Genomic DNA, 25,755 nt, shown 5'->3' on the forward strand with positions numbered 1-25,755 from the left:
GCAGGTAGTGGTGGTGGGAGCGCTGCTCACTGGCCCTGTTCTCGTAGATGAAGGCTGGCTTGTTGATGTTGTTTACCACCAGGTCCAGGTCGCCATCTCCATCCAAATCTGCATACACTGCTCCATTCCTGTTTGAGGATACATCCATTCCCCAGGACTGGCCCTGGTTACTGAAACGCTCGCCTCCCTCATTGCGGTAGATGTAATTGCTTACATTGGTAGAGGGCATGTTTGCCAGAACGTTCATGATTCTGCCTGGAGAAGATCCGCCTTTTGACAGCTTCTGGTTATAGGTGTTGGTAAACTTGATGAAGTCCAGGTTGGTGAGGTCTTTGAGAAAGCCGTTGCTCACGAAGAGGTCTTTCCAGCCGTCGTTGTCATAATCGGCAAAAAGAGGAGCCCAGCTCCAGTCGGTGTTGGAGATACCGGCCAGCTGCCCTACCTCACTAAACAGGGGTACTCCGTCTTCATCTACGCCTGTGTTCAGTTGCAGGGTGTTGCGCATGTACTGGTAGTGGAAGCCTACGCGCACAAACATATCGAACTGCTCGTAATTATCTGGCGAGAAGAGCAGCTTCTGGCGGCGGTTATCTTCAGGCAGCATGTCCAGCACAAAAATATCCGGCAGACCATCATTGTTGATATCAGACACATTGCTCCCCATGGAGAACAGGGAAGTGTGGCCCATGCTGGTTTGCAGCTTATCTGAGAAAGTGCCGTTCCTGTTGTTTATGAAGAGGTAGTCTGGAGAAGAATAGTCGTTGGAGAGGTAGATATCCGGCCAGCCATCGCTGTTAATATCGGCTACACCGGCCCCCAGGGCATAGGTGAAGGCCGAAGCGGGTAAGCCTGCTTTATCAGAAATATCTGTGAACGCAGGTGTACCGTTTGCGCTTTTGTCGTTGCGGTAAAGCTTTACGCGCATCATGGGCTCAGTCTTCTTCAGGGCCTGGCGGATGCTTACATCATCGGTGCTTCTGAACAGGTGGGGATTGTGGTTAAGCAGGAACATGTCCAGGTCGCCATCCCTGTCGTAGTCGAAGAAGGTGGCATGGGTGCTGTAGGCCATATCGGCCAGGCCGTACTCCTTTGCCTGCTCCTTAAAGGTGGGCATACCCTTATCATCTGGCCCCTGGTTTATGAACAGCTGGTTGATGCGGTCTTCATCAGGAATATAGCCCGAGTAGCACACATAAATATCCAGCAGCCCATCGCCATTTACATCGGCCATGCTTACACCGGTTTTCCAGCCGCCATCGCGGCCACCAACACCTGCTTGTGCGGTAATATCTTCGAACTGCAGGGCAGCAGATGCCTGTTTTCCCTTGTTCAGGTACAGGCGGTTAGAAACCTGGTTACCGGAGAAGTAAATATCCTGCAGCCCATCGCCATTGAGATCGCCTACCGCTACACCGCCGCCATTAAAAAAGTATTGGTATTTTAAGATATTACCGTTAGGACCCTCGGTGAGCGTATTATTGAAAGTAACTCCAGTTTCTTCTGATGAAAGCAGCTTGAAAAGTTTTTCAGTTGTATCTGCCCCCTCAACCCCTGCACTTACCACTTCCTCTTCTTTACTGGCCTGTGGCTGGCAGGCAGCAAGCAGGGCAAAGGCAACAAAAAAAGGGGTAATTATTTTATAAGACTGCATTTTACTCGCTTAAATCTTCAACTGAAAAACAATGCACGGCTACAACAAAACCACGTACTAGTGAAGCCTCCAAAATAGCAATTTTACCTCACTTTTAGTGTATTATACTTAAACAATTGCTGTTATCCGGCATAACTCACCCTGCTCCCTAAGTAGTTCCCCTGTTCATTTATTAATGGTGGCACGCCCTTGAATAAATACCTGAAAATTATACAGTTACACAAATAACCTGTCATAACTTCAGCATGTAGCAGACATAGCAAAGCCCTGACAGGCCTGCCAGGGCTTCTTGATCACAGATCACACACCAAACTTTCGTAAAGCTTTGGTATTCCTTATTTTTCTATTTTCTGGCTGTAGGCTGGCTAAGGCGCAGCATTACCACATCATGGGCAGGAACTTCTGCTCTGAATGCTTTTTTGGTATTACCGGCGTTCTTCTTCGTCCACAGATTCCGCACATGATAGGTTGTGCTGCCAAAGTTGGGAGATTTGTTGAATATTTCGTCTTTAACCTACTGGACTGCCCAGTTAAATTCTATCTTTTGCGGAGACTGGGATCTGTTCAGGAACATAACAGCCCACTCGCCTCCATCCAGTGGCTTGAACCATATTTCCATATCGTTCTGCGATTGATGTTTGAATCCCTGGATGCCAAGTTTATCCTGGTTTAACGCAATAACTTCCTTGTTGGTGAGGATGTCGATGGTTTCTTTCGACATGTTGCGCAGGTCGTTACCGGCAATCAGCGGAGCTGCTATCATGCTCCACATGCTAAAGTGAGCTCGGTCTTCATTCACGGCCATGCCGTTGCCTACCTCCATCATGTCAGGGTCGTTCCAGTGATCGGGCCCGGCATACTGGCGAAGACCTTCCTGCTTATCCCAAATCTGGAGTACACCCCAGGAATTCCAGGTGCCATGGTCTTCCACACAGTCAAAGCAGTTGTAAATATCGCCGGTGGTGCGCCATAAGTGCCCTACTTTTGGCCCCCACTTCCAGGGCTCGTCGCTACCCCACTCACAGATGCTTAGCACCACAGGCCGACCAGCATCTTTAAGGGCAGCACCAATGGTCATGTAGGCACCTTCGGCATTCAGTCCTTCGGTATTACACCAGTCATACTTCAGGTAATCTACATTCCAGCTGGCATAGGTCTGCGCATCCTGAAATTCGTAGCCACGGCTGCCTGGGCGGCCACCACAGGTTTCCCAGCCTGCATCTGAATATATACCAAACTTTAAGCCTTTAGAGTGAATATAATCGGCCAGGGCTTTCATGCCAGATGGAAAGCGTGTTGGGTCGGGCTGAATAAAGCCCAGGCTATCGCGCTGTCCGTGCCAGCAATCGTCTATGTTGATGTAGATGTAGCCGGCATCTCTAAGGCCTGTTGCCACCATGGCATCGGCTGTTTCGCGGATAAGGTTTTCGTCTACATCGCAGGCAAACTTATTCCAGCTGTTCCAGCCCATGGGCGGTGTAAGCGCCAGCCCATCGTACTTGAGGCTGTCTTTGTTAAGCCTGTTTCCCTGCCCGTAGGCGGCTCCGGAGAGCACAAGCATGCCCAGAATAAAGAATATCCTTTTCATTAGAGGTGTTGGTTGGTTGAACTACATATTTGTGAATGCAGCTTCATGAACACAGCGCAGCTGAGGCCCGGATATGCTATTGGTGCTGACTCGAACCTACTTAAGCAGGGTTTGTTTACTTAGCGGATACTGACTGTTTTAGCAGATTGTAAGGCTTTATATATCTCACTGGCAAGCAGCGCCGCCCCCTCTTTAGTAGGGTGAACACCATCGTAGGTTAAAGCTGCTTTGCCAACAAATGGCGTATACAGATCTATGGTTTCCACTCTTGTTCTGCGTGCAACTTTCCGGATGGCAGGCAGGATCTCATTTTTTACCACCTCTTCGGTAATTCCCCACTTATCTTCAAACACCGGAATTGGATAGCTGATGTACACCTTTGGCTTTGAAGGCAGCTTTTTGAATGATTTCACCAGCTGCACATAATCTTTCACAAAGTCTTTGCTGTACTGCCAGTTCTGGGGCTTGGAATCGTTAGTACCTAGTTTTATCACCACAATATCCGGATTCCAGGCCAGCGCCTCCTGGTATTTGGCTTCGTTCCAGTAGGGGTAGTCACCTTTTTTCAGCAGTGTACGCCCGCTTACACCAAAGTTACGCACCTCGTATTGTGCACCCAGCAGTTGCTGTAGTGCCTGCGGATAGGTGGTTTCCAGGCCATACCCTTCTGTGATGCTGTTTCCTATACAGGCAACTTTAATGGCTGATTGTGCATAAGCCACAGATGTGTAAAAGAGAAACAACACAATACTTAATACTACTACAGATAATATTCTGCTCATTGAATATAATTTATATGTTATAGCTTTTTATTGAACACTGGAGGTATAGCAAGTTCCTTAGTATTACTTTTTCACCACTTTTAGCGTCTCTTCCCCATTTACCTTCACGATATACAAACCCGCATTTAGGCCAGCGAAAGAAACTATTGCAGCATCTTTGTAAACGTTTTGATGCCGCAGCATAACACCCAGTGTGTTATAGACAGCAATGGACTTTATGAGGCTCTCGCCCTCTACATAAAGGTCTCTATCAATAAGGGTTGGATATGCCTTAAAAGAGTGCTTCTGGTCATTTATGCCTGTTGGCTGCTGGGGCTCTTCCGGCTCTTGCGGTTGTTCCGGCTCTGCAGGGTCCTGTCTTTCATAAGTCTTCAGATCAGGCATTTCATCCAGGGTAATTACGTACTCATGTGCAAACATTTTTCTCCAGAGACTCAGTGAGTTGTAAAAGCTATCGCGCGTATAGCCACCATACCAGGGCATGTACCACGACCAGCCTGCTCCATCTTCTATCAGGTTATCAACATCTGGGAAAGATCCTACTTCACTAAGGGTTATCATCTTTTTGCCCCCATACAGTGCATTCATGTTATTGAACTCAATGGCATGTGAACTGTGGTCGCCGTCTTTGTAAATGTCACGCCCCACAATATCAACATATTCATCGCCGGGATACCAGGCCTCATCTCCGGGCTCTCTGGTCCACACCCAGATCAGGTTACGCAATCCATGGTGGTTTACCATTCTGTCGTACATCAGGTGCCATAAGGCTTTGAGAGGCTCGTGTCCATTAGCTCCCCACCAGAACCAACCACCTGCTGCTTCGTGCAAGGGCCTCCAGATTACGGGCACATGCTGGTCCTGTAGTTCCTTCAATAATCCTGAAATAAAGTCGATATCGGCCAGCATTGCCTTGTATTCAGCAGAGTTTGGATCTGAAATTCTGGAGATATCGAAAGTAGTGCCCTCTGGCTTAGAGGAGGACTGAGTGTAGAACTCCTCTGTTGTGCGTAAAGGGTCTCTCCAGTGCCACATCAGTGCAGGAATGCCGTTTCTGTCGTAGCAGGCCTTAGCATCCTGAATTGGCTCCTTATCATTATACCAATTGTAGGCACGACCGCTGTGCATAAAATCCAGTCCAACCAGGGCTGGTTCTTTACCTGTATTTTGCTTCAGCCAGTTTACCTCATCCATGCTGCTGAGCGTCATTACGCCGGAGATGATCTTATCGCCGTAATTATCAAGCAGAAAGTTATACAAAGCAGTGGCTTCAGGCGTAGGATTAGGCGTAACCAGCGTTTGATTGAGGTTAAAGCGGTCTGAAGCAGCAACTTTCTCCAGCTCTATGTAATCAATATTGATCCAGCCCCAGGACTTTTTGATTTCAATCGTGTGCTGGCCGGCTGGTAATTTTAGTGTGTTAACGATCTTATGATTCTGATACTGGTTATTTTTTGCCAGGTAAAAATCAGCAGACACGCCATTGACTGTGATGATGTTCGTTTTTTCTCCGCCAGGGGCCGCAGCATTTAAGATAATGTTATAGAAGCCTTCCTGGGCAATGCTTGCACTGAACGCAAGATTACCCTCTTTCTGCTCTACAGCAAAACCACCGGAACAAGTAGAACAGGCTACCCTGGCAGCACCACCGGAAAGTGTGGCATTTTCAGCCTCCAGCTTTTGTGCCCACAATTGCGGTGCAAGCAACAACAAACAAAGGAAGCAGAGTAAATGGGTAAAGTTATTATTCATATGGTAGGGGCCAATTTCGAATCAGTTAATTCTCTCATTGTTACAGCCTTGGTATAAGGTTGAAAAGGGACTATCAGACTTTATAAATCTACAAGTAAAACTGATGGATGAGGTAGTACTATTTTATCAAAGTTTTCTCTGTTTATTAATACTCTTTATAGCCTATCAGGCATTAGCACGCTATAGGTAGTTTTTAAAGATGTTAACCTGCCTGATACTTATTTATCAGCCTGTTGCCGGTAAATCAAACACTGAACCGGAAACTAAGCCAGTACAGCATTTGGTTGGAAACACAGCTGTAAGCAAAAAATAAAGCCCCAACAATACTGCCGGGGCTTTAAAATCTGTCAATTACTTGTAGCTATATTTTGGCCTACCTAAAGCCTATGAAATCAAACCATACGCTTCCTGTGAAATCTTCAGCCTGGATACGAATATCACTGAAGGTAGCAGGATCAGTTTTTCCGGCGCTGTCTGTAAAGGTATCAAGCTGAACTGTAAACTCAACCCACTTACCTTCCTGTAGTGTAACAGTTACATAGTCATCCCAGGAGCCCGGGTTAACAAGAAGTCTTATATTCTTCCCGTCTGTTCCAGCGCCACCGTACACCCACATGGTAAATTCGGAGTAGTTGCCTGCAGGGGCCGCATCTGGCCAGAAACCACCACCAAAGCTACCCCATGGGCTAAAGGTATGTTTAATGGCTTTGCTGCCATCAAATACATTTTCAGTGTTGGCTAAATCTGCAGCATTGCTCCAATCCTGCCATCCATTTTCCATAGCATCTTTGTATAGCGCATAAGCCAGCGGCGCAGGGCCTTCTCCCGGAATTTTAAAAGGAACAGTTGAAGTTACAACATAGTCTCTGAATGTGATAAACCTCAGCGCCCCGTTGATAGCACCTTCCGGAACTGTAACAACAATTTCAGTTGCAGACTGGCTCACAAAATCTGAAACAGCATCTGTAACGCCAGGGAACCTGATTTCTCTTACCAGATCAAGGTTAGTTCCTGTGATAGTCAGGTTTGCGCCAATCTCTACAGGTGTTGGTGTTAAGGCAGTAGCTGCAGGCAGAATAACATTCAGTTCTTCAGTCACAGGTATTTCAACACCTGAATAAGTTACCAGGGTAATAGCCCCGCTCGAAGCATTGTCAGGTACTGTTACCACCAGTTCTGTTTCTGACATACTAACGAAAGTGGATACTAATCCCTCTCCTACTGCGGTGAATATTACTTCCTGCACAAGGTCCAGATCAGTTCCTGTGATTGTAAGGTCTTCGCCATGCTTCACCGCGTCTGGAGAAACAGCAGTGCCTGTTGGCAGAATAACAGCTACATCTTCTATCACAGTACGTACTGGTCTTTCTTTGCCATCAGATAAAGTAACTTTACCTGTAACAGCAGTCATAGGCACTGTAACAACCAACTCTGTACGAGTCTGGCTTACAAATTCTGTAACGGCTTCGCTGGTACCGGTAAAATAAACTTCATTAACGAAATTAAGATAGTCGCCTGTAAGCGTCAGGTTTTCACCCGGCTTCACTGCTTCCGGGCTGAAAGTAGCAGAGGCAATATCAACAGTAAAACCAAGATCGGTTTTTGATACTACATCTCCTTCTGCAGACTTAAGGGTAATTTTACCTTCCCAGGCATCAACAGGAACCACCACTATAATCAGATCTGAAGATTGTTGAACAAATTCAGACTTTGGCACTGTTGCGCCGGTAAATTCAACAGCGTCAACCTTGTTCAGGTTACGGCCTATGAGGCGGATCTCTTCCCCATGTTCTACACCAGTCGGGCCAAAACTTAACAACTCTATTCTTCCCGTGTCTACTGCTTCATCATCCTCACAAGAAGTCAGGATGCCAAGCGACATCACCAGGCAAACAAGCATTAATAGCTTTATACTAAATAATTTTTTCATCTTGATATCTTTTAATAAAACTATTACTCAGCCGCAACGGGTACTACACGTATGTTGTCCAAACCAAAGTTTGCATTAACAGGATTTGGGCCACTAAAATGGAAAGATACATCATAGCCAGTATCGCTGTAGCCAAAGTTATTGTTGGCCTGAAGGAATTCATTGAAAGGAATGCTTACTGTTTCCCACTGGCCCTGTGTATGAAGGTTTGGTGTCCAGTTGTAAGAAATGTCATTTCTTTCTCCTGGCATGTCAGCTCCCATATACATTCTGATGTTTGCACCTGTTAATGGGGCAAGGGTGTTAACTTCAAACTTCAGCACGTAATCATCAGGGTTTGCAATAGCATCTGCCGGAATGTTCCTGGTTTCCTGGCCAATATCACCACTACCTTCGCCAACATACATTTCAAACCATGCCCAGGCGCCTAACTGCTGGTTGATGCGGATGAATTTTCCATTGATATTTGGAATTACAGGATCAGAAGCCACGATATAAGCAGGTCCGTGCCATACGCCCCTTTCGTTAGTTACCATAGGAACATCAAAGCTTGCAATGATATTCCTGTTATCCATGTACCAGAAACCGGACTCTGTTTCCCCAAAGTTGGAAGCAACCGTAACCGGGCCTCTTTCTGCACCTTCCGGCACTACCACTTCAATGATGGTGTTATCATCGTTAACACTTAGTACTTCGGCTGCAACACCTCCGCTAAATGTAACGGTAACCGGCTCATAGAAGTAGTTACCTCTGATGAGTACAGTTTCACCTGGCAGAGCATATTCATTTACTAACCTGCTCACTACTGGTTCATTAACTGCTACCTCAAAGTTGTGCTCCAAAGTAGAACCATCACCAAACACAAGTACCAACTTATGATTAACTTCTTCAGGTATGGTATTAGGCACCTGTGTGATGATCGTTGTATTCGTAATCATGGTTGGGGACAGGGCACCTTTCTGGTCGTTAAACCAGATCTCACGTGCCCCCTGCAGGTTTTGCCCCATAATTGCGATCGTACTACCCTGATAAGCAGCAACCAGCAGCGAATCACTTGATTCAGGAGTGGTTACCCTTACATAATCGATCCTGGGTTCTCCCACAGCATCATCATCTGAGCAGGAGACAAACATTCCGGCCATCGCAAATGCGATGACCAGGAACAAAATGGATTTATATTTTAATATCATGATATTCTTTTACTTAAAATGAAACCCGATTACTCAGCATAATAATCTACTGCTGCCTCTCCCAGGGATGGCATGCTGCTCATTTCAGTTGCCGGAATTGGCAGCCTGAAATTGGCACCACTTGCATTGGCATTGTTGAACTCATACCATTCCGTATCTGTGAATTCCCATGAAGTAGGGTTTGGCATCTGGTCTGGCTCAATAAAGAACAGGCCACGATCCTGCTCATTGATGATATCATATGCCATTTGCGGATTCCAGTACCATAATCTTACCAGGTCATACCAGGCCATTGCTTCCATGGCAAACTCTTTGATACGCTCATTGAAAATTTCCCTGAAAGTTATTGAACCAGACACCGGCTGCAGACCAGCCCTTGTATGAACGGCATTAAAGTATTCAATAGCCTGTGGATCTGAAGTTGACATGCTGTTACCCAGCGCTGCCTCTGCATAGATCAGGTACATTTCGGCAAGCCTGATCATGTATGTATCATGTCCATAGCTCTGCTGTGCAGCATTTTCAGGAGTTGTTTTTCCTGTTATGTACTTTTTAACCGCCGCATAATTCTGGTCTGTACCACTAAAAGGATATACCAAAGGAATAGTAGCTGGTTCGCCATTAACAGTGGTTGCCCGCATTACTTCAGGGTACCTGAAGCCTGGCAGCATAAAGGTGGCTTTTAGCCTTTCATCCTGGGTATAGCCATTATCCTCCATACCTTCGTACAAATTCAGCATCCATTCGGTGGCTCCAACGTCGCCACCCCAGCCATCGCCATTGGCAATTTCGGCATTATAAGTAAGGTACGCAGGGGTGCTGTTTTGTGAGCCCCAGCCGCCCGGGTGAACCCACTGTAGCGAAAACAGAGACTCAGGATTATTATCATAACTGATTCCGTTTGCATAGTCTACCTTGAACAGGTCTGCATAATCTTCCAGCAGGTCATAACCTGGTGCATTGATTACACGTTGCGCATAGTACATGGCGCTATCCAGGAAAACCTGGTTTTTGCTGCCGGTAGACTCGCCTGTTTCACTCACACCAGCCCTGGTCAGATATGCTCTGGCCAAGCCAGCCTCTGCAGACCAGCGGGTAACCCTGCCAGGTTGTACAGGAGTTTCCGGTAACAATTCTGCGGCTGCCCTTAAGTCTTTGGTGATAAACCTCCAAACGCTGGCTTCAGTATTCCTGTATACTGATTCACCGTTCAGATACTGAGTGTTATCCTCAATAATGGGAACAGGACCCCAGTTCATTACCAGGTACTGGTAAGCCATGCCTCTCATGAACCTTGATTCGCCCAGTGCCTGGTTTTTGATACGTGGAGTTACTTCAGGACCAGCAAACTGTTGTATGTTCTTTAACATGGTATTTGACTGACCCACCACATTAAAGAATGCTCGCCATGCGTTACCATTTGCTGCCGTGTTGGCAGTGGTGTTAAACTCTACGTTATCGCGGTTATTCCAGGCAGAGAATGCTGTACCTCCGCGAAAATCGCCCAATGCAAATGAAGCCTGGTCGTTATAGTCGAACCACACCCTGCTGTAAAGGAAAGCTGTACCTGCCAGTACCTGCTCATCTGTTTGATAATAGGTAGCGTCAATCAGGGAGTTTTTGGGTGGTCTTTCAAGAAAGTCATCGGAACACCCCACACTGAAGGCAAGTGCCATAAACATGCCCTTCAGAATATTTTTATGAATTATTGTTTTCATTTTCTTGATCTTTTCAATTAGAAATCAATTCCTAAGCTAAATGAATAGACAGGAGTTAAAGGGTAACGACCGTTGTCAACGCCAATCGCCTGGTTAGTAGCCTGTACATCACGACCAACATAAGCACCCACTTCAGGATCATAGCCGGTATAGCCGGTAATCGTAGCAACGTTCTGTGCACTGAAGGAAATTCTGGCACCCTGGATAAAACCTGACCTTTGAAGCAGTTTAGCTGGCAGGTTATAGCCAAGGCTAACATTCTTCAGCCTTACAAACGAACCATCCTCCACATACCTTGATGAATGTCTGTTGAAGTTGTCGTTAGGACCATTTATATTCAACCTGGCTATTTCGGTTCCCGGGTTTAACAGGTATGGGCGCTCCTGGTCTACATCATCATCTGCGTAGGCAATTTTTGCATAATCCAGCGCCTCTACCATCATGTTATTCCTAAGGTTAACATTATTAGGATTCGTATTTTGGAAGGCTACATAGTTGTAGATATCATTACCAATAGTACTGGTAATAAGAATGCTCAGGTCGAAACCTTTATAAGAGAAGTTGTTGGTGAAACCAGCAAACATTTTTGGCCATGGATTACCAATATTGGTAATGTCGTTGTGGTCAATAATGCCATCTTCGTTCACATCTTTGAACTTGTAGTCACCTACCCAGATATCATCCACAGATACAGGAAGAAGTTCACCATTGTTGTCAACAGGGCGAGGGCTGCTTTCGATTTCCTCAACAGACTGGAAAATACCTTCTATAATATAGCCTCTGAACAACCAGGGCGATTCGCCTACTACAGCTCTTTGCGTCCAGTTATTCATCCACCAGGAGGTACGATCAATATGAGCGCTCAGTAGTGCAAACTCCTCGATAGTTGTTTTGAAACCGGAAAGGTTCAGGTTTGAGTTCCAGGTAAAGCCACCTTTATCGATGTTAATGGTATTGATGGCAAAGCTCCATCCCTTGTTTTGAAGAGAACCGATGTTTACGAACGGAGCACTTGGCGCGCCAGGAGAGCTACCCGTACCAATAACGTTTGGCAGTGGGTTTTCCAGCAGCAGGTTATCAGTGTTCTTGATGTAGTAGTCGGCTTCCAGCTGAATTCTGTTTTTAAACAGTGACAGGTTGATACCAATATTGTTCGTTAAAGTACTCTCCCACTGAAGGTTAGGGTTTCCGTACCTGCTAGGCATGTAAGAAGTACCAAAGCCACTGGGTACAGGGTTCAGGGAGCTGTAGATGTACTGTCCGCCACCCTGGTTACCGGTAAGACCTGTCTCAAACCTTAGCTTGAAATCATTGATGAATGGAACATTGAAGAATCCTTCTTCAGAAACTCTCCATGCTGCAGATACTGAAGGGAAGTAGCCCCATCTGTTTTCAGGACCAAAGTTAGAGGAACCGTCTGCTCTGACAGCACCCTGCAGAATGTATCTCTCGTCGAAATTGTAGATAATCCTACCCAGGTAAGACTCCATAGCCCAGTCGCCCTGGCCACCGCTGTTGAGTGCTGTGGTAATATCACCAAAGTTAAGGTCAATAACCTCTTCGGTAACAAAGTTAGAGATCTCTGCGCCCAGGTTCTTCCAGGTAGAAGCCTGAGATTCATGGCTTGCCATTACGTTGATGCTGTGGCGGCCAAGCTGCTTCTGATACTGAACAAGCTGGTTCCAGTTCCAGTAGGTATTCAGTGAAGATGTTTCACTAAGCCTGGTTGTAGGGTTTTCGTTGTAGCCCAGTCTGTATTTAGGACGGAAGTAAACGTTGTTACCAAAGCCAAGGTTAGTGTTTACAGAGGTACGGAACTGCAGTCCTTCAATTATATCTACCGCAGCTGTGATACCACCCAAAAACTGTCTTCTGGTCAGCTCATTGGTGTTTAGCGTAGCAATGGCAATAGGGTTTACCGGAATAAAGCGTTCCGGAGAGTTAGGATCTGCACTACCTGCACCCCATGAGCCATCAATAGCTCTAACCGGAATGTGAGGAGGCAGGCGCAGGGCAGTCTGGATGATGTTGTCCTGGCTGGTGGTCAGGTCTTCTTCAGTCTGGCTGAAGTTGATATTTGCACCAATGTTCAACCACTTGCGGGCCTGGTTATCAACATTCAGGCGTAGGGAGTAACGGTCAAATCCTGATCCTACTGCAATACCTTCCTGTTGCAGGTATTCTCCTGACAGATAATAAGTGGTTTTATCGCCACCACCGCTCAGGCTTAACTGGTGTTTGTTCATAGGGGCTGTTCTAAACAGCTCATCCTGCCAGTTGGTGCCTTCACCTAAGATAGAAGGATCAAGGAATTCCTGCGGTGTTTCACCACCTTCAAGTGCATTAAATTCTTTTACCATCTGGGCATACTGCTGCAGGTTCATTACATCCATATCCTGTGGAGGCGTCTGGATGCTGTGCTGAAAGCCGTATGATACTTTAGTGTCGCCGCTTTTACCTTTTTTGGTTGTAATAACAATTACACCGTTTGTACCCCTGGAACCGTAAACTGCAGTAGCAGATGGTCCCTGCAATACTTCCATAGATTCGATATCAGCAGGGTTAAGACCAGCCAGCGGGTTAGTTGAGCTGGTGGCACCAAATGATACCGACTGACCTGGAATTTGAACCCCGTCAATTACATATAAAGGTTCGGTGCTGCCATTGATTGAGTTTACACCCCTGATGTTTACAGAGATACCACCACCAGGCTGACCGGAGTTCTGGGTAACATACACACCAGCTGCACGACCCTGAATAGCCTGCTCAATGGTGGTGTTAACCGTTTTCTGAATTTCTTCTGCACCCACTTTTACGTGAGCACTGGTCATATCTGCCTTTTTGATGTCTCCATAACCAGTTACTACAATTTCATCCAGAACGGCCACATCTTCGGCCAGATCTATATTAATGTTGCTGCGGTTATTTACAGCAACCTCCTGCTTTACGTAGCCTGTGAATGAAAACACCAGAGTGGCATTGCCGCTGGGTACCTGCAATGAGTAATTGCCGTCGATATCTGTAACTGTACCTGTAGAAGTTCCTTTTACAACAACTGTTGCTCCGGGAATCCCCTCTCCGTCACTCTTAGAGGTCACGCGCCCCTTGACGGCTTGTTGTGCATATACTGCTCCACAGAGAAAGAGCAGCATAATCAGCAGTAAGCTTTTCTTCATACGATTTTTAGTTTAGTGTAGCTTGTTTCTCCCTTACACCAAGGAGTGGTTGGTTTGATTGTAACTAGTTTGGTTTGTGCCGGCTATGGGGCAGTATTGGTTTGAAGCATCATTTAAGTTGGTTGGTTTGGTGATATACATATGTAAAAGGTTGTTTCTACTTATTTATGATATAGGCTTAACCAATGCGCTGCAAACGTTTGCTGTTTATGAAAATAAAAGACCCTCTATACTGTCAGTACTATATATAGTATATAGTCCGGAAGAGCCTGTCGCCAGCTGTTTCATAATCAAGCAAATAGATCTATATTTTTTCATCACTTTAAACTACACGCTACAGCTTCTATTCAGAGAAACTAGCAAACGTTTGCGTTCTATAAATATAAGCAGTAGTCTTTACCCCATCCGTACAAAATGTTTCAGATGTAGGGTTAAAATGTCTACACCTGCTTAATTCGTTAAATTGAGCGCTTTTTCTCATGGTTTTCACTCCCCGCAGACCAGATTCTAAAATCTGTAATTTTTAAAATCTTACCCATCAATCGTTTACTATTCCATCAGCTCCTGTGCTTTCTTTAGCTTCCGCACTTTAATAATGCATACCTAAAGCAAGCTAATTTTACAGATAAATCCCGGATGTTATTATTCTGGAAACCTCACCAATGTATCAGACTGCCGCACCTCTCTGCTGCTGCAACAAGGCTGATACATTTTTACAGCTGCGCAATGTATTTTTTATTTAGCACTGCTGCCATTGTTCACTGTTCGCCCTGCATATAAGGAGGGCAGCATGTTAAATTCATCTTTAAAATACTTGGAGAAGTATTTGGTATTGTTGAAGCCCACCTTGTAGGCAACTTCCGCCACCGTAAGCTGGCTCTTTTCCAGAAACTGCGCTGCCCGCTGCAGCCTTATTTTCCGGATAAATTCTACCGGCGAGCTGCCTGTAATAGAAACCATCTTTTTATAGAGATGCGCCCTGCTTATGCCCAGCTCTTTACTGAGCACTTCAACAGAAAAATCCGGATCTGACAGGCTATCCTCCACTATCTTAACAGCCCGCTGTATCAGCTTTTCATCCAGCGAAACAATGTCTGCCTCACTGGTTTGCACACCAATTTTCTTTTCAAAAACCTGCTGCATTTGCTGGCGCTGCACAATAAGGTTGCGCAGCCTGGAGAGCAGAATCTCGAAGTTGAAAGGCTTAGTGATGTAATCGTTAGCACCAATATTAAGGCCTTTCAGCTTTTGCTCCTCTGCAGTATGCGCTGTTAGCAGCACAAAGGGAATATGGGAGGTACGGCTATCTTCTTTTACTTTTTTACAGAACTCTATACCATTCAGCTCCGGCATCATCAGGTCACTCACAATCAGGTCTGGCATGGAAAAGAGTGCCTTTTGCCAGCCTTCTTTACCATTCTTAGCTTCAATAATGGTAAAATGGATGCCCAGGTTATCTTTCAGGTAGAAGCGGAAATCCTCATTATCCTCCACCAGCAGCACCACTGGCTGTTTATCGGCAGTATGCAATTTTGCAGCCTGCTTTAACAGCCCCTCATCGGCCAGGGCTTCCGGAATCTCCAGCTCCTGCCGCTCCTGCTGCAGGCTGGCAGCAAACTGGCAGGATCTAATCTCTTTTACCGGGATCGAAACGGTAAAGCAGCTGCCTTCTCCGGGCTCACTCTCTACCTCAATAGTACCGCCATGTATCTTTACAAATTCTTTTGTAATGGACAGGCCAATGCCGCTTCCCTGGTTCACCAGGCTCGAGGGCACATCATTTCTGAAAAACCTTTCAAAAATTTTGCCCTGCTTATCTTTAGGCACTCCAATGCCAGTATCTTTTACCTTTATCTGCAGTGTTTTGCCCTCCCCAGCCGCAGTTGATTCACTACTTTCAAGACAGCTAACTTCTACCTTTATTTCTCCATTTTCAGGCGTAAACTTAAAAGCGTTGGAAAGCAGGTTAAACAGTATCTTTTCCAGCTTATCCATATCAAAAGAGGTATGAAACTCAGGAATGGCTGTTTCAAAGCTTAGGGAGATATTCTTCTTTTCAGACAGGTCGGAAAAAGAGCTTACAGATTCGGCAATGAACTTGATTACGTTTCCTTCTGAAGGGTGGTAGTTTGCCCCATCCACCTCAAGCTTACGAAAGTCCAGCAGCTGGTTTACCAGGTTCAGCAGCCTCTTTGCGTTCCTGTGGATCATCTCGTACTGCTTTTCCGGCTCCTGAACATTACTGTTGCTCATTAGCTTCTCTACAGGTGCTAAAATAAGCGACAGGGGCGTTCTGAACTCATGACTAACATTTGTCAGGAACCTGATCTTCATCATATTCAGCTCATGCAGCTGGCGGGCCTCCCTTCTTTCCTGCTCAATTTCAAACTTAGATCTTGCTCTTTGCAGCATAAAGTGACGGCCCAGGTATATGAGCGCCAGTACAATAAGTACATATGCCGCATATGCCGCATTGGTTTTCCAGAAAGGAGCCAGTATGCTAAGCTTTATTTTGGCACCTTCGGTATTCCAGTGCCCATCGTTGTTTGCTGCCAGAACTCTAAACTCATACTCTCCCGGATCGAGGTTGGTGTAGGTTACCCTCCTGGTTTTATTATCTGCTGTTACCCAGTCTCTATCGAAACCCTCCAGCTTATATTTGTACCTGTTCTTTTCCGGATGGAAGAAGTTGAGGGCAGCAAATTCAATTGAAAAGACATTTTCATCGTGGTTGAGGGTAATTTCCTGCACATCTGACAGGCTTTTCTGCAGAATTACCCGCTTGTTCACAAGCGCTCCTATTTCTACATTTTCATTGAACAGCAAAAAATTGGTAAACACAATTTTAGGGGCATAAGCATTGCTCCCCATTTTATCGGGATGAAAAAGATTATAGCCGTTTACACCCCCGAATATGATCTCTCCTTTTTGTGTAGTGTAGGCGGCATTTTCGTTGAAAGACCTTCCCTGCAGTCCGTCTGCCTCATCATAGTTCTGAATAATTACTTCTTTTTTATCCAGCTTATCCTTTCCGGCCGGTATAATAATATTAGCCACCCCATTAGAGGTGCTTAGCCAGAGGTTATTTTTTGCATCACTCAGAACAGCAATAACAGCATCGCTGGGCAGCCCGTCCTTTTCTGTGAAATGGATAAAGGATTTTGTCTGCCTGTCGTAAAAATCGATACCCTCGGTTGTGCCTATCCACAGATTTTTGTTCTGATCGCGATGAATGGATGTGATATTATTGCTTAGCAGGCTGCCAGGCACGGCCGGATCGTGAGAAATATAAGTGCTCGTTCCTTCGTAGAGGTCAAATATTTCTATTCCGTAACCACCCCCTACCCATATCCTTCCTTCATGATCCTCACTGATGGAAGAAACATAATCAAAATGCAGGGTAAACTCCCCTCCTTTTAGCTGCGAACGGTGAAAGCCATCAATCTGGGGATCGTAGCGGTTTACCCCCCCATGCAGTGTACCTACCCAAATAATGCCCCTTGAATCCTGGAAGAGTTCCCACACATTATTGTCTGACAGGCTATTCGGATTGTTGGGCTGGTACTTATAATGCGTAAAGACTTTGCCATCAAACCTGTCCAGCCCTCCCAGGTAGGTACCCACCCATAGTTCTTTATTGGAATCAATCAGCAAGCTTACAATTACATTATTGCCAAGGCTCTGGGGGTTGTCCGGGTCATGCCTGTAACGGGTATAGGTGCCCTCTGTACGGTTAAAGTAAATAAGCCCGCCACCATTAGTGCCTATCCATAAATTTCCTTTATCATCTTCTGCAAAAGCATTGATGTCGTCGTAAGGCAGGCTGCTGCTTAGGGATGGCTGATGCTTATAGTGTGGGAAGCGGACAATATTGGGGTGGTAATAGTTTACACCATTTTTAAAAGTACCTGCCCATATAATCCCCTGGTCGTCTTTGTACAGGGAGTGAATGCCATTGTGTACCAGGCTTTTATTAACTTCGCTGTTGTGCTGAATATAATAGACCTGCCCCGCACGCTTATCGATAACGTTGATACCGTCATGATCGGTGGCAATCCAGATGACGCCCTGCTTTTCTTCAACTATCCCTCTTACCTGGTTATTATTCAGCCTAAGCTTTGGAGATTTTGTATGAATATGGGTGACTGATTTATCAAAAGGCCGGTAGAGAAATGTACCATCACCATCACCGGGCCTGTACACCCATATGTCGTGGTCACTGTCTATCAGAATGCTATAGAGATAGAGCCCGTGGCTGTAATTTTCTGCAATTTTGGTGTTCCGCTCCACTATCCGGAGGGTTTTACCATCCATTTTTTCGAGTACACCGTTGCGGTGAACTACCCACAGATTACCATGTGCATCATTGCTAATGGAAGCCACGTGGTTGGTGCCAAGACTAAGCGAGTCGAAGGGCTTGTGGCGAACTGCCACAGTTTGATTGCTGGAAGGATTGTAACGCGCTAAACCATTGCCGGTGAGCACAAACCAGTAATTACCGGCAGCATCTTTTATGATATCTTCAACATCAGGCGCGGGCAGCTTAAACCTGACCAGGTATTCTTTGTAATCTCTGAAGAATTTTCCTGTTTCGGGATCAAACACGCTAAAGCCAAAGGTTGTCTGCACCCACACTTTACCGGCAGGATCTTCAAACAGCTTAAGAATATTATTGCCATTGATGGTAGCCGGGTTACTGGAATCGTAACGAAACACCTTGAGCCGGTAGCCGTCGTAGCGTGTAAGCCCCGCAGCAGTACCTATCCACAAATAGCCCCGGCTGTCTTTCAGAAAGCACTTTACCTGGTTATGAGGTAAACCATCGTTGATATCAATAAGCGAAAATTTGTATTGCTCAGGCTCATTTGCCTGTAAATGCAATACATTTCCTAGACCAAATAAAACTGTGAGAAGTACGCTTACTAAACCTTTAGGCACAGGAGCTCTGATAATGTTAGTAGTATGAAATTTAACAATTCTTTCCCTAAAAACCATATCAAAGACTGATTATTGAAAGAAATAGTTCGGTGAAAAGATTTCAAAACATATTACCACTATTGCAAATTCTCACAACAAGAGCAGAAATTAAAAAGCTGAAAATCAGATAATACGCCTCAAAAAGCTTCTATAAGCAAAAAAGCCCGGAGATGCCGGGCTTTTTTGCTTATCAGATTTTATTGTTTATTGAACGTAATTGATTGTAGTTTTCTGATCTCCCACCATCAGGTCAAAAGCGCCGGGCTCTGTTACCCACTCGCCCTGCTGGTTAATGAAGGCCAGATCCTGTGGCGTAAGCGTGAAATTCACTACCTGCTCCTCGCCTGGCGCCAGTGATACTTTTGTGAAAGCTCTTAACCTTCTGGCACTTGGGGTAACGCTGGCATACTGGTCAAAGCTGTAAAGCTCTACTGCTTTTTTACCTGCACGATTACCAGTATTTCTCACCCGCACCTGCACCTCAACATTTTCCGACATGTTCAGGCTCTGTTTGTTAACGGTCAGGTCCGAGAACTGGAAAGTAGTATAGCTCAGGCCATGGCCAAACGTCCACTGGGGGTTAAAGCCGGCATCACCATAGGTATTGGGCACATCTTCACGAATTCTTTCGGTGCCTTTGTAATCATAAAGCACCACATCGCCCGTATTGCGCGGATAAGTAAATGAAAGCACACCATTTGGGTTGTAATCGCCAAACAGCACATCTGCTATGGCCGGACCTCCATAGGTAGACGGGCGGTATGCCATGAGCACTGCCGACATATTAGGCTCTATGGAAGAAATTACCCGCGGACGGCCTTCCAGCAGCACCAGCACCACCGGCTTACCGGTTTCTGCTGCAGCACGGGCCAGGGCCAGCTGGTTTGCGTCCAGGGTAAGGTCGTCGATAACACCCGGACTTTCTGCATATGCTTTTTCACCCAGGAACAGGATAATTGCACCTACTCCCCTGGCGTCTCTTTTTAGCTGGGCAGCATCGTAGTTGGCAGCGGCGGCAAAATCGTTGGTAACCCGGCTCACCACATTGTTTTTACCTACTTTATCAATTATTGCCTGTAGGGCAGTTTTTGCTCTTTCGGGATACTGGGTTTCGTCGGTTCCCTGCCAGATGTAAGACCAGCTGCCATGCAGGCTACCCAGGTTATTTGCCGTTGGGCCGGCTACCAGCACCTTTGTGTTTTTTGCAAGCGGCAATACATTGTTGTCATTCTTCAGCAGGGTAAGCGTTTCCAGTGCAGCCTGGTAGGCGGTGCTATCGTAATCTGCCAGGCGCAGCTGTGCTGCCAGCTCACGATTAGGATATGCGTTTTCAAAAAGACCCAGCTTTCTTTTAAGCTCCAGGATGCGGCGCACCGACAGGTCTATTCTTTCTTCAGATATAGTACCTTCTTTTACCAGCTCTACCAGCAGGTCGTAAAAAGAGTAATCTACTGGCACCATGCTCATGTCGAGACCGGCCTCTACAGCAATGCGAACAGCCTCTTTAGGAGTAGCGGCAATGCGGTGGCGGGTGTGCAGGCGAATTACGTCTTCCCAGTCAGATACTGCCACACCTTCAAAACCAAGCTCGCCACGCAAAATATCTGTAAGGTAGTACTTGCTGCCATGCACCGGCACGCCATTTACCTCGCCTGAGTTAATCATTACGGTAGAGGCACCTGCCTCTACCGCCGCCTTGAACGGAGGCAGTACATACTCGCGCAGCATGGTTTCAGGAATGTAGGAAGGGGTACGGTCTTTGCCTGTTGCCGGTAAAGAGTAGCCCAGGAAGTGCTTCATGCAGGAGGCTACGGCAGTGTTGCTTTCCAGTCCATCTTCTTCGTAACCCCTGATGGCAGCCGAGCCCATGGTTTTTACCAGATATACATCTTCGCCAAAGGTTTCTTCAAAGCGAGGCCACAGGGGCTGCCGGCCAATGTCCAGCACAGGATCAAAGTTCCAGGGTATGCCCACAGCTCTTGTTTCGGCAGCAGTGATTTTTGCAGCCTGCCGCACCAGCTCAGGGTTGCGCGAGGCCGACATGCCAATGTTGTGGGGAAACAGCGTTGAGCCTTCTATGTAGTTGGCGCCATGGATGGCATCGATGCCATAAATTACCGGAATACGGCTTCTGGATTCTTTAACCGCCACATCCTGTATGGCAGTGAGGATGGTATACCATTGCTCTGCAGTATAGGCATGCCCCTTTACATTCAGGATAGATCCTACTTTTTTCTCCAGAATAGCCCTGCGGAGTTTAACAGGATCAATGGCTGTGGTAGAGTTATCCTGCAGGATCAGGTCAATGGTAACCTGGGTCATCTGCCCTACCTTTTCCTCAATGGTCATATCGGCCAGCATGCGGCCAATTTCATCGAGGGGGGCAGCTGCAACGGTATCTACCGCTGGTGCCTGGGTAGTGGTTTGCTGGGGCGTGCTTGTACTGCACGCCTGCACCACCACAGCCGATAGTAACAAAAATAAGCTTCTGCGCTTCATCATAAAGGTTGGTTGTAAATTGTGTATGGTTGGTTATTAAGTGCTCTTCTGTCAGTTATTTCTCATGCTTTATCGCTTAGAGGTCTAAATATTTAAAAACAGGCATTCGTATCTTTCAGCGCCTGAAGATTTAAAAAATTACCAGAGAATTCCGGCTCTTGTAAAAATGCTTCCTAAACTACAGACATTTGCCCAAAATGAGCAATTTTGCAAACAGCAATTTTCGCAGAAAAGCCATAAAATTCAGCATACAGTTGCTACAGGCTTAATATTGACAGAAAAATGCTGCTACCCCGGCATACTATGTTTGTTTAGGCTCTATTATTAATGTAGGCCTGCCAAAATTTTTATGTACACCCAACTGTAGTAAAGGGCTTAATAAACCTGCGCAAACGCTTGAATCTGGTTTTCACACCTGCACTGCAAAAAGCTGCCGGAGCAGCTGCTGCAACAGTCTTTCCTGAAGATGGGTTAGACTTAATTAGTTTAACCGATTACCATACTGCATGCAATTAAAAACAAAGCAGCGTATTGCCTTAAGCGCCCTGTTCTTTCAAAGCGGGCTGTGCTTTGCCACCTGGGCATCACGCATACCTGATATAAAAGAATTTTTTGAGCTAAGTGACAGCGAACTGGGCGCCCTGTTGCTGGTAAGGCCGGTAGGCTCTCTTTTTGCCATGCCGCTTTCGGGCTACCTGGTAGACCAGCACGGGAGCCGAATGACCTCCGTAGCCGGCATCGCTGGTTTTAGCCTAAGCCTGCTGATCCTGGGGATGGCTCCCACTGTTAGCGTGCTGGTAGCAGGCATACTATTATTTGGGATGTTTTCTAACCTAATCAACATTTCTGTAAATGCCCAGGCGCTGGTGGTGCAAAAAAGTTACGGAAAGGTGATCATGGCATCATTCCATGGCCTCTGGAGCCTTGCAGGTTTTTTTGGTGCCGGCCTTGGCGCCCTGGCCTTGTGGCTGGACCTAAGCATTGTTACCCACTTTGTGTCTGTTACCATTGTTGTGATGGCGCTCTTAAGCTTATCTTATAAATACCTCACCAAAGAAACAGACGAAAGAGCAGGCCGCAAGTTTGTGCTCAAAAAGCCCGACAGACACCTGATGATCCTGGGCAGTATTGCCTTTTGCGGGCTTATTTGCGAGGGCTGTATGTTCGACTGGAGCGGGGTATATTTTAAACAGGTAATACAGGCACAGGAAGGAATGGTTGCTGCCGGTTACATGGCTTTTCTGGGTACCATGGCCCTGGGCAGGCTTATATCCGACAGGTTTACCAACCGTTATGGCAGCAGTTCCATCATACAGGTAAGTGGCTGCCTTATATTTGGAGGGTTGGTGATTGCCGTTGCCTTTCCCTACCTGATCACAGGCATACTTGGCTTTTTTATGATTGGCGCAGGCACCTCGTCTGTTATACCGCTTACATATACCGAAGTTGGAAAGAACAAGAAGTTTTCTCCGGGCATAGCACTTGCCATGGTGGCTACTCTTGGCTATTTTGGCTTTCTGTTAGGGCCGCCGCTTATTGGTTTTATTGCCGACCTGCTAAGCCTTAGAGCCTCGTTTGCCCTGGTAGCGGTGGTGGGTCTTACCATATCCATTATTGTAACGCTGGAAAAACGCAGAAAAAACAGCCTGATTTAACACCTCCTGCTACACACAGCATCAAACATCAATATTCAATACACCGAGTATACCTTTCCTGAAAATGAAAAAATATTTAGCACTATTGCTCTTTGCAGCCATGAGTCCTTTAAGCTCCCTTTTTGCAGTTGGCCTGCCTTCCATTTTTGCCGATCATATGGTACTGCAGCAAAATGCTTCTGTTACCATCTGGGGCTGGGGTAAAACCGGCGAAGAGGTAAGCGTTAGCGGCAGCTGGAACGGCAATGCAGTAAAAACCAAGGTAGATACGGATGCCAAATGGCAGGTTAAATTACAAACACCGGCAGCTGGCGGTCCTTATACCCTAACAGTACAAGGGTACAATACTATTAGATTCAGCGATGTGCTGATTGGCGAGGTGTGGCTGGTATCCGGCCAGTCGAATATGGAATGGAACGCAAGCATGGGCATTGATAACGATAAGGAAGAAATTGCCAAAGCGAACTACCCGCAGATCCGCTTTTTTTCAGTAGAGCACAGAACAGCCGATGGCCCCCAGCTGGACCTGGGCGGCAACTGGGTGGTAGCCACACCTGAAACAATGCAGTATTTCAGTGCAGTGGCCTATTTCTTTGGCAGGGAGCTTCACCAGGAGTTAAATGTGCCCATCGGGCTCATCAACAGCAGCTGGGGCGGCACCCCGGCCGAAATCTGGATGCAGGCACAGCTAATTAAAGATAATCCTTTTTTAGCCGAAGCTGCAGCTAAACTACAGGAAGTACCCTGGGGTCCGGTAAAGCCCGGCAAAGCATACAATGCCATGATTGCCCCTCTTATTCCTTACCAGATTGCGGGCGCATTGTGGTACCAGGGTGAGTCTAACACTGCGGTGCCGCATGCCTATTCCGAAGTGCTCACAGCGCTAATTCAAAACTGGCGGGCACAATGGGGCTACGAATTTCCCTTCTATTTTGCACAGATAGCACCCTATAAATATGGCAGGCCTTATGAAGGGGTAATTGTACGCGACGAGCAGCGGCAAACCCTCTCTGTACCCAAAACAGGAATGGTTGTTACCAGTGATATTGGTAACATTGACGACATACACCCCCGCAACAAACTGGATGTAGGAAAACGCTTTGCCAACATTGCCCTGAACCAGACCTATGGCATAAAAGACCGCCCTGTTTCCGGTCCGCTCTACCGCGAGATGAAAAAAGAAGGCAACAAAATCAGGCTTTACTTTGACCATGCCGAAAATGGCCTGGTAAGCAAAGGCAAAGAACTTACCCTCTTCGAAATAGCCGGGCCAGACCAGAAATTTGTGCCAGCCAGGGCTAAAATAGACGGCAATACCATTGTGGTAAGCGCCAGGGGTGTAAAAGATCCGGCAGCTGTTCGTTTTGCCTGGAGCAATACTGCAGAACCTAAGCTGTTCAACAAGGAGGGACTCCCCGCCTCTGCCTTCCGTACCGACAACTGGGAAATTGCAATGCAGTAGACCCCTGGTATTGCATCAAATATCCTACAGCTGAATCACTATACCGTACCGTTATACACCTGACAGGTTTTGAAAACCTGTCAGGTGTGGTTCAGCCCTGTAGCATTAAGCCTGCTCACCTTCTCCTCTTAAAATCCCTTCAATCCGCTCCAGCTCATTGTTACTGAACTGCAGGTTATTCAGGCATTGCAGCGAATCTGTAAGCTGCTCTGGCTTGCTTGCCCCAATAAGTACTGATGTAACGCGCTCATCTTTCAGCAACCAGGCCAGCGCCATTTGCGCCAGCGACTGCCCGCGCTCCCGCGCCAGCTCATTTAGTTGTTTTATCCTGTTTAGTTTATCTTCGGTGATGTTATTTTCCTGCAAATGGCCATGAGCTTTTGCGGCACGCGAATCTGCCGGAATGCCATTGAGGTATTTATCGGTAAGCATGCCCTGGGCCAGGGGAGAAAAAGGAATACAACCTACCCCCTCCTGCTCCAGCAGATCCAGCAGGCCTTCTTTTTCTACCCAACGCTCAAACATTGAGTATTTTGGCTGATGAATGAGGCAGGGGGTGCCCAGCTCTTTCAGTATCTTAAAGGCTTTTGCCGCCTCTTCGGGATGGTAGTTAGAGATACCTACATATAAGGCCTTGCCCTGCCGAACCATCAGATCGAGAGTACCCATGGTTTCTTCCAGCGGCGTTTCAGGATCTGGACGGTGGTGGTAAAAAATATCTACATACTCCAGCCCCATGCGTTTTAAGCTTTGGTCAAGGCTGGCCACCAGGTACTTCTTGGAGCCCCAGTTGCCATAGGGCCCTGCCCACATATCGTAGCCAGCCTTGCTGGAGATGATCAGCTCATCGCGATAACCGCCAAAGTCTTTTTTAAGGATCTGGCCGAAGTTTTCTTCTGCAGAACCATAAGGAGGACCATAGTTATTGGCCAGGTCGAAGTGGGTAACGCCACTGCTAAACGCCAGCTGTAGTATACCTCTGGCATTTTGCAGCCTGTCTACATGGCCAAAGTTATGCCACAGGCCCAGCGACAGGGCCGGCAGTTTTAGCCCGCTGCGGCCACAGCGGCGGTAGGGCATGGCTTCGTAGCGATCAGGATTGGGGGTATAATTTATCATGTTAAAAAAGGATTGCAGTTTTAAAAATAGTTTACGGCTGCTGTATATGCAGGTGCAAGAGCATTGTACGTTTAAGCATCAGTCTATAAAAACGAAAATAGCGAAAGGGTTTATTCTTTCGCTATTATAATGATGTTAAGCTCCCTCCCCTTTTATTGAATTAATCTTATCAGGAAAAATGCCACCCCCTTAGCGGTTCTTGTGTTAATGCCTTGTTTGCTCTAATCATTTTATCTCTTCAGGATTGTTACTAACC

The 25,755-nt window shown here is 46.5% G+C and carries 12 protein-coding genes and 1 pseudogene; 2 read left to right on the top strand and 11 right to left on the bottom strand.

The genetic code is table 11. The features are described 5' to 3' along the window. From KWJ01_RS00860 to KWJ01_RS00905, 10 genes and pseudogenes are all read right to left on the bottom strand, one after another. Nucleotides 1-1,651 (bottom strand): VCBS repeat-containing protein (locus KWJ01_RS00860; protein ID WP_224994378.1); only part of this gene is annotated, 1,651 nt, incomplete at its 3' end. Between the two features lie 343 nt (nt 1,652-1,994). After that, nucleotides 1,995-3,239: pseudogene (locus KWJ01_RS00865) on the bottom strand (glycoside hydrolase family 27 protein). Between the two features lie 119 nt (nt 3,240-3,358). Then, a complete protein-coding gene (locus tag KWJ01_RS00870; RefSeq protein WP_224994379.1) occupies nt 3,359-4,021 on the bottom strand; it encodes a GDSL-type esterase/lipase family protein in 663 nt (220 codons plus the stop codon). Between the two features lie 63 nt (nt 4,022-4,084). Further along, nucleotides 4,085-5,773, bottom strand: a complete 1,689-nt coding sequence (locus KWJ01_RS00875; RefSeq protein ID WP_224994380.1) for a glycosyl hydrolase — start codon at nt 5,771-5,773, stop codon at nt 4,085-4,087. A gap of 373 nt (nt 5,774-6,146) precedes the next feature. Continuing rightward, nucleotides 6,147-7,703, bottom strand: a complete 1,557-nt coding sequence (locus tag KWJ01_RS00880) for a hypothetical protein (protein ID WP_224994381.1) — start codon at nt 7,701-7,703, stop codon at nt 6,147-6,149. Nucleotides 7,704-7,726: 23 nt separating this feature from the next. Then, nucleotides 7,727-8,893: a glycan-binding surface protein gene (locus KWJ01_RS00885; RefSeq protein WP_224994382.1), complete on the bottom strand. Its 1,167-nt coding sequence runs from the start codon at nt 8,891-8,893 to the stop codon at nt 7,727-7,729. Nucleotides 8,894-8,922: 29 nt separating this feature from the next. Beyond that, complete coding sequence (locus KWJ01_RS00890; RefSeq protein WP_224994383.1) at nt 8,923-10,611, bottom strand: RagB/SusD family nutrient uptake outer membrane protein; 1,689 nt, start codon at nt 10,609-10,611, stop codon at nt 8,923-8,925. 17 nt (nt 10,612-10,628) lie between these two features. After that, complete coding sequence (locus KWJ01_RS00895; RefSeq protein WP_224994384.1) at nt 10,629-13,787, bottom strand: TonB-dependent receptor; 3,159 nt, start codon at nt 13,785-13,787, stop codon at nt 10,629-10,631. A gap of 735 nt (nt 13,788-14,522) precedes the next feature. Further along, a complete protein-coding gene (locus KWJ01_RS00900) occupies nt 14,523-18,668 on the bottom strand; it encodes a two-component regulator propeller domain-containing protein (protein ID WP_224994385.1) in 4,146 nt (1,381 codons plus the stop codon). A 300-nt stretch (nt 18,669-18,968) separates the two neighbouring features. Next, nucleotides 18,969-21,266: a glycoside hydrolase family 3 N-terminal domain-containing protein gene (locus KWJ01_RS00905; protein ID WP_224994386.1), complete on the bottom strand. Its 2,298-nt coding sequence runs from the start codon at nt 21,264-21,266 to the stop codon at nt 18,969-18,971. A gap of 503 nt (nt 21,267-21,769) precedes the next feature. Between KWJ01_RS00905 and KWJ01_RS00910 the strand changes: the two genes are divergently transcribed. Both KWJ01_RS00910 and KWJ01_RS00915 read left to right on the top strand, forming a co-directional pair. Then, nucleotides 21,770-22,918: an MFS transporter gene (locus tag KWJ01_RS00910; protein ID WP_224994387.1), complete on the top strand. Its 1,149-nt coding sequence runs from the start codon at nt 21,770-21,772 to the stop codon at nt 22,916-22,918. 64 nt (nt 22,919-22,982) lie between these two features. After that, nucleotides 22,983-24,380 carry a sialate O-acetylesterase gene (locus tag KWJ01_RS00915; RefSeq protein WP_224994388.1) on the top strand — a complete coding sequence of 466 codons (1,398 nt, stop codon included), beginning with the start codon at nt 22,983-22,985 and terminating at the stop codon, nt 24,378-24,380. A gap of 105 nt (nt 24,381-24,485) precedes the next feature. On the opposite strand, the gene mgrA is transcribed toward KWJ01_RS00915, so the two are convergent. After that, nucleotides 24,486-25,499 carry an L-glyceraldehyde 3-phosphate reductase gene (mgrA, locus tag KWJ01_RS00920; protein WP_255650984.1) on the bottom strand — a complete coding sequence of 338 codons (1,014 nt, stop codon included), beginning with the start codon at nt 25,497-25,499 and terminating at the stop codon, nt 24,486-24,488. Nucleotides 25,500-25,755: the final 256 nt, after the last annotated feature.

The sequence above is a fragment of the Cesiribacter sp. SM1 genome (genome assembly GCF_020178975.1).
GTDB lineage: Bacteria > Bacteroidota > Bacteroidia > Cytophagales > Cyclobacteriaceae > Cesiribacter.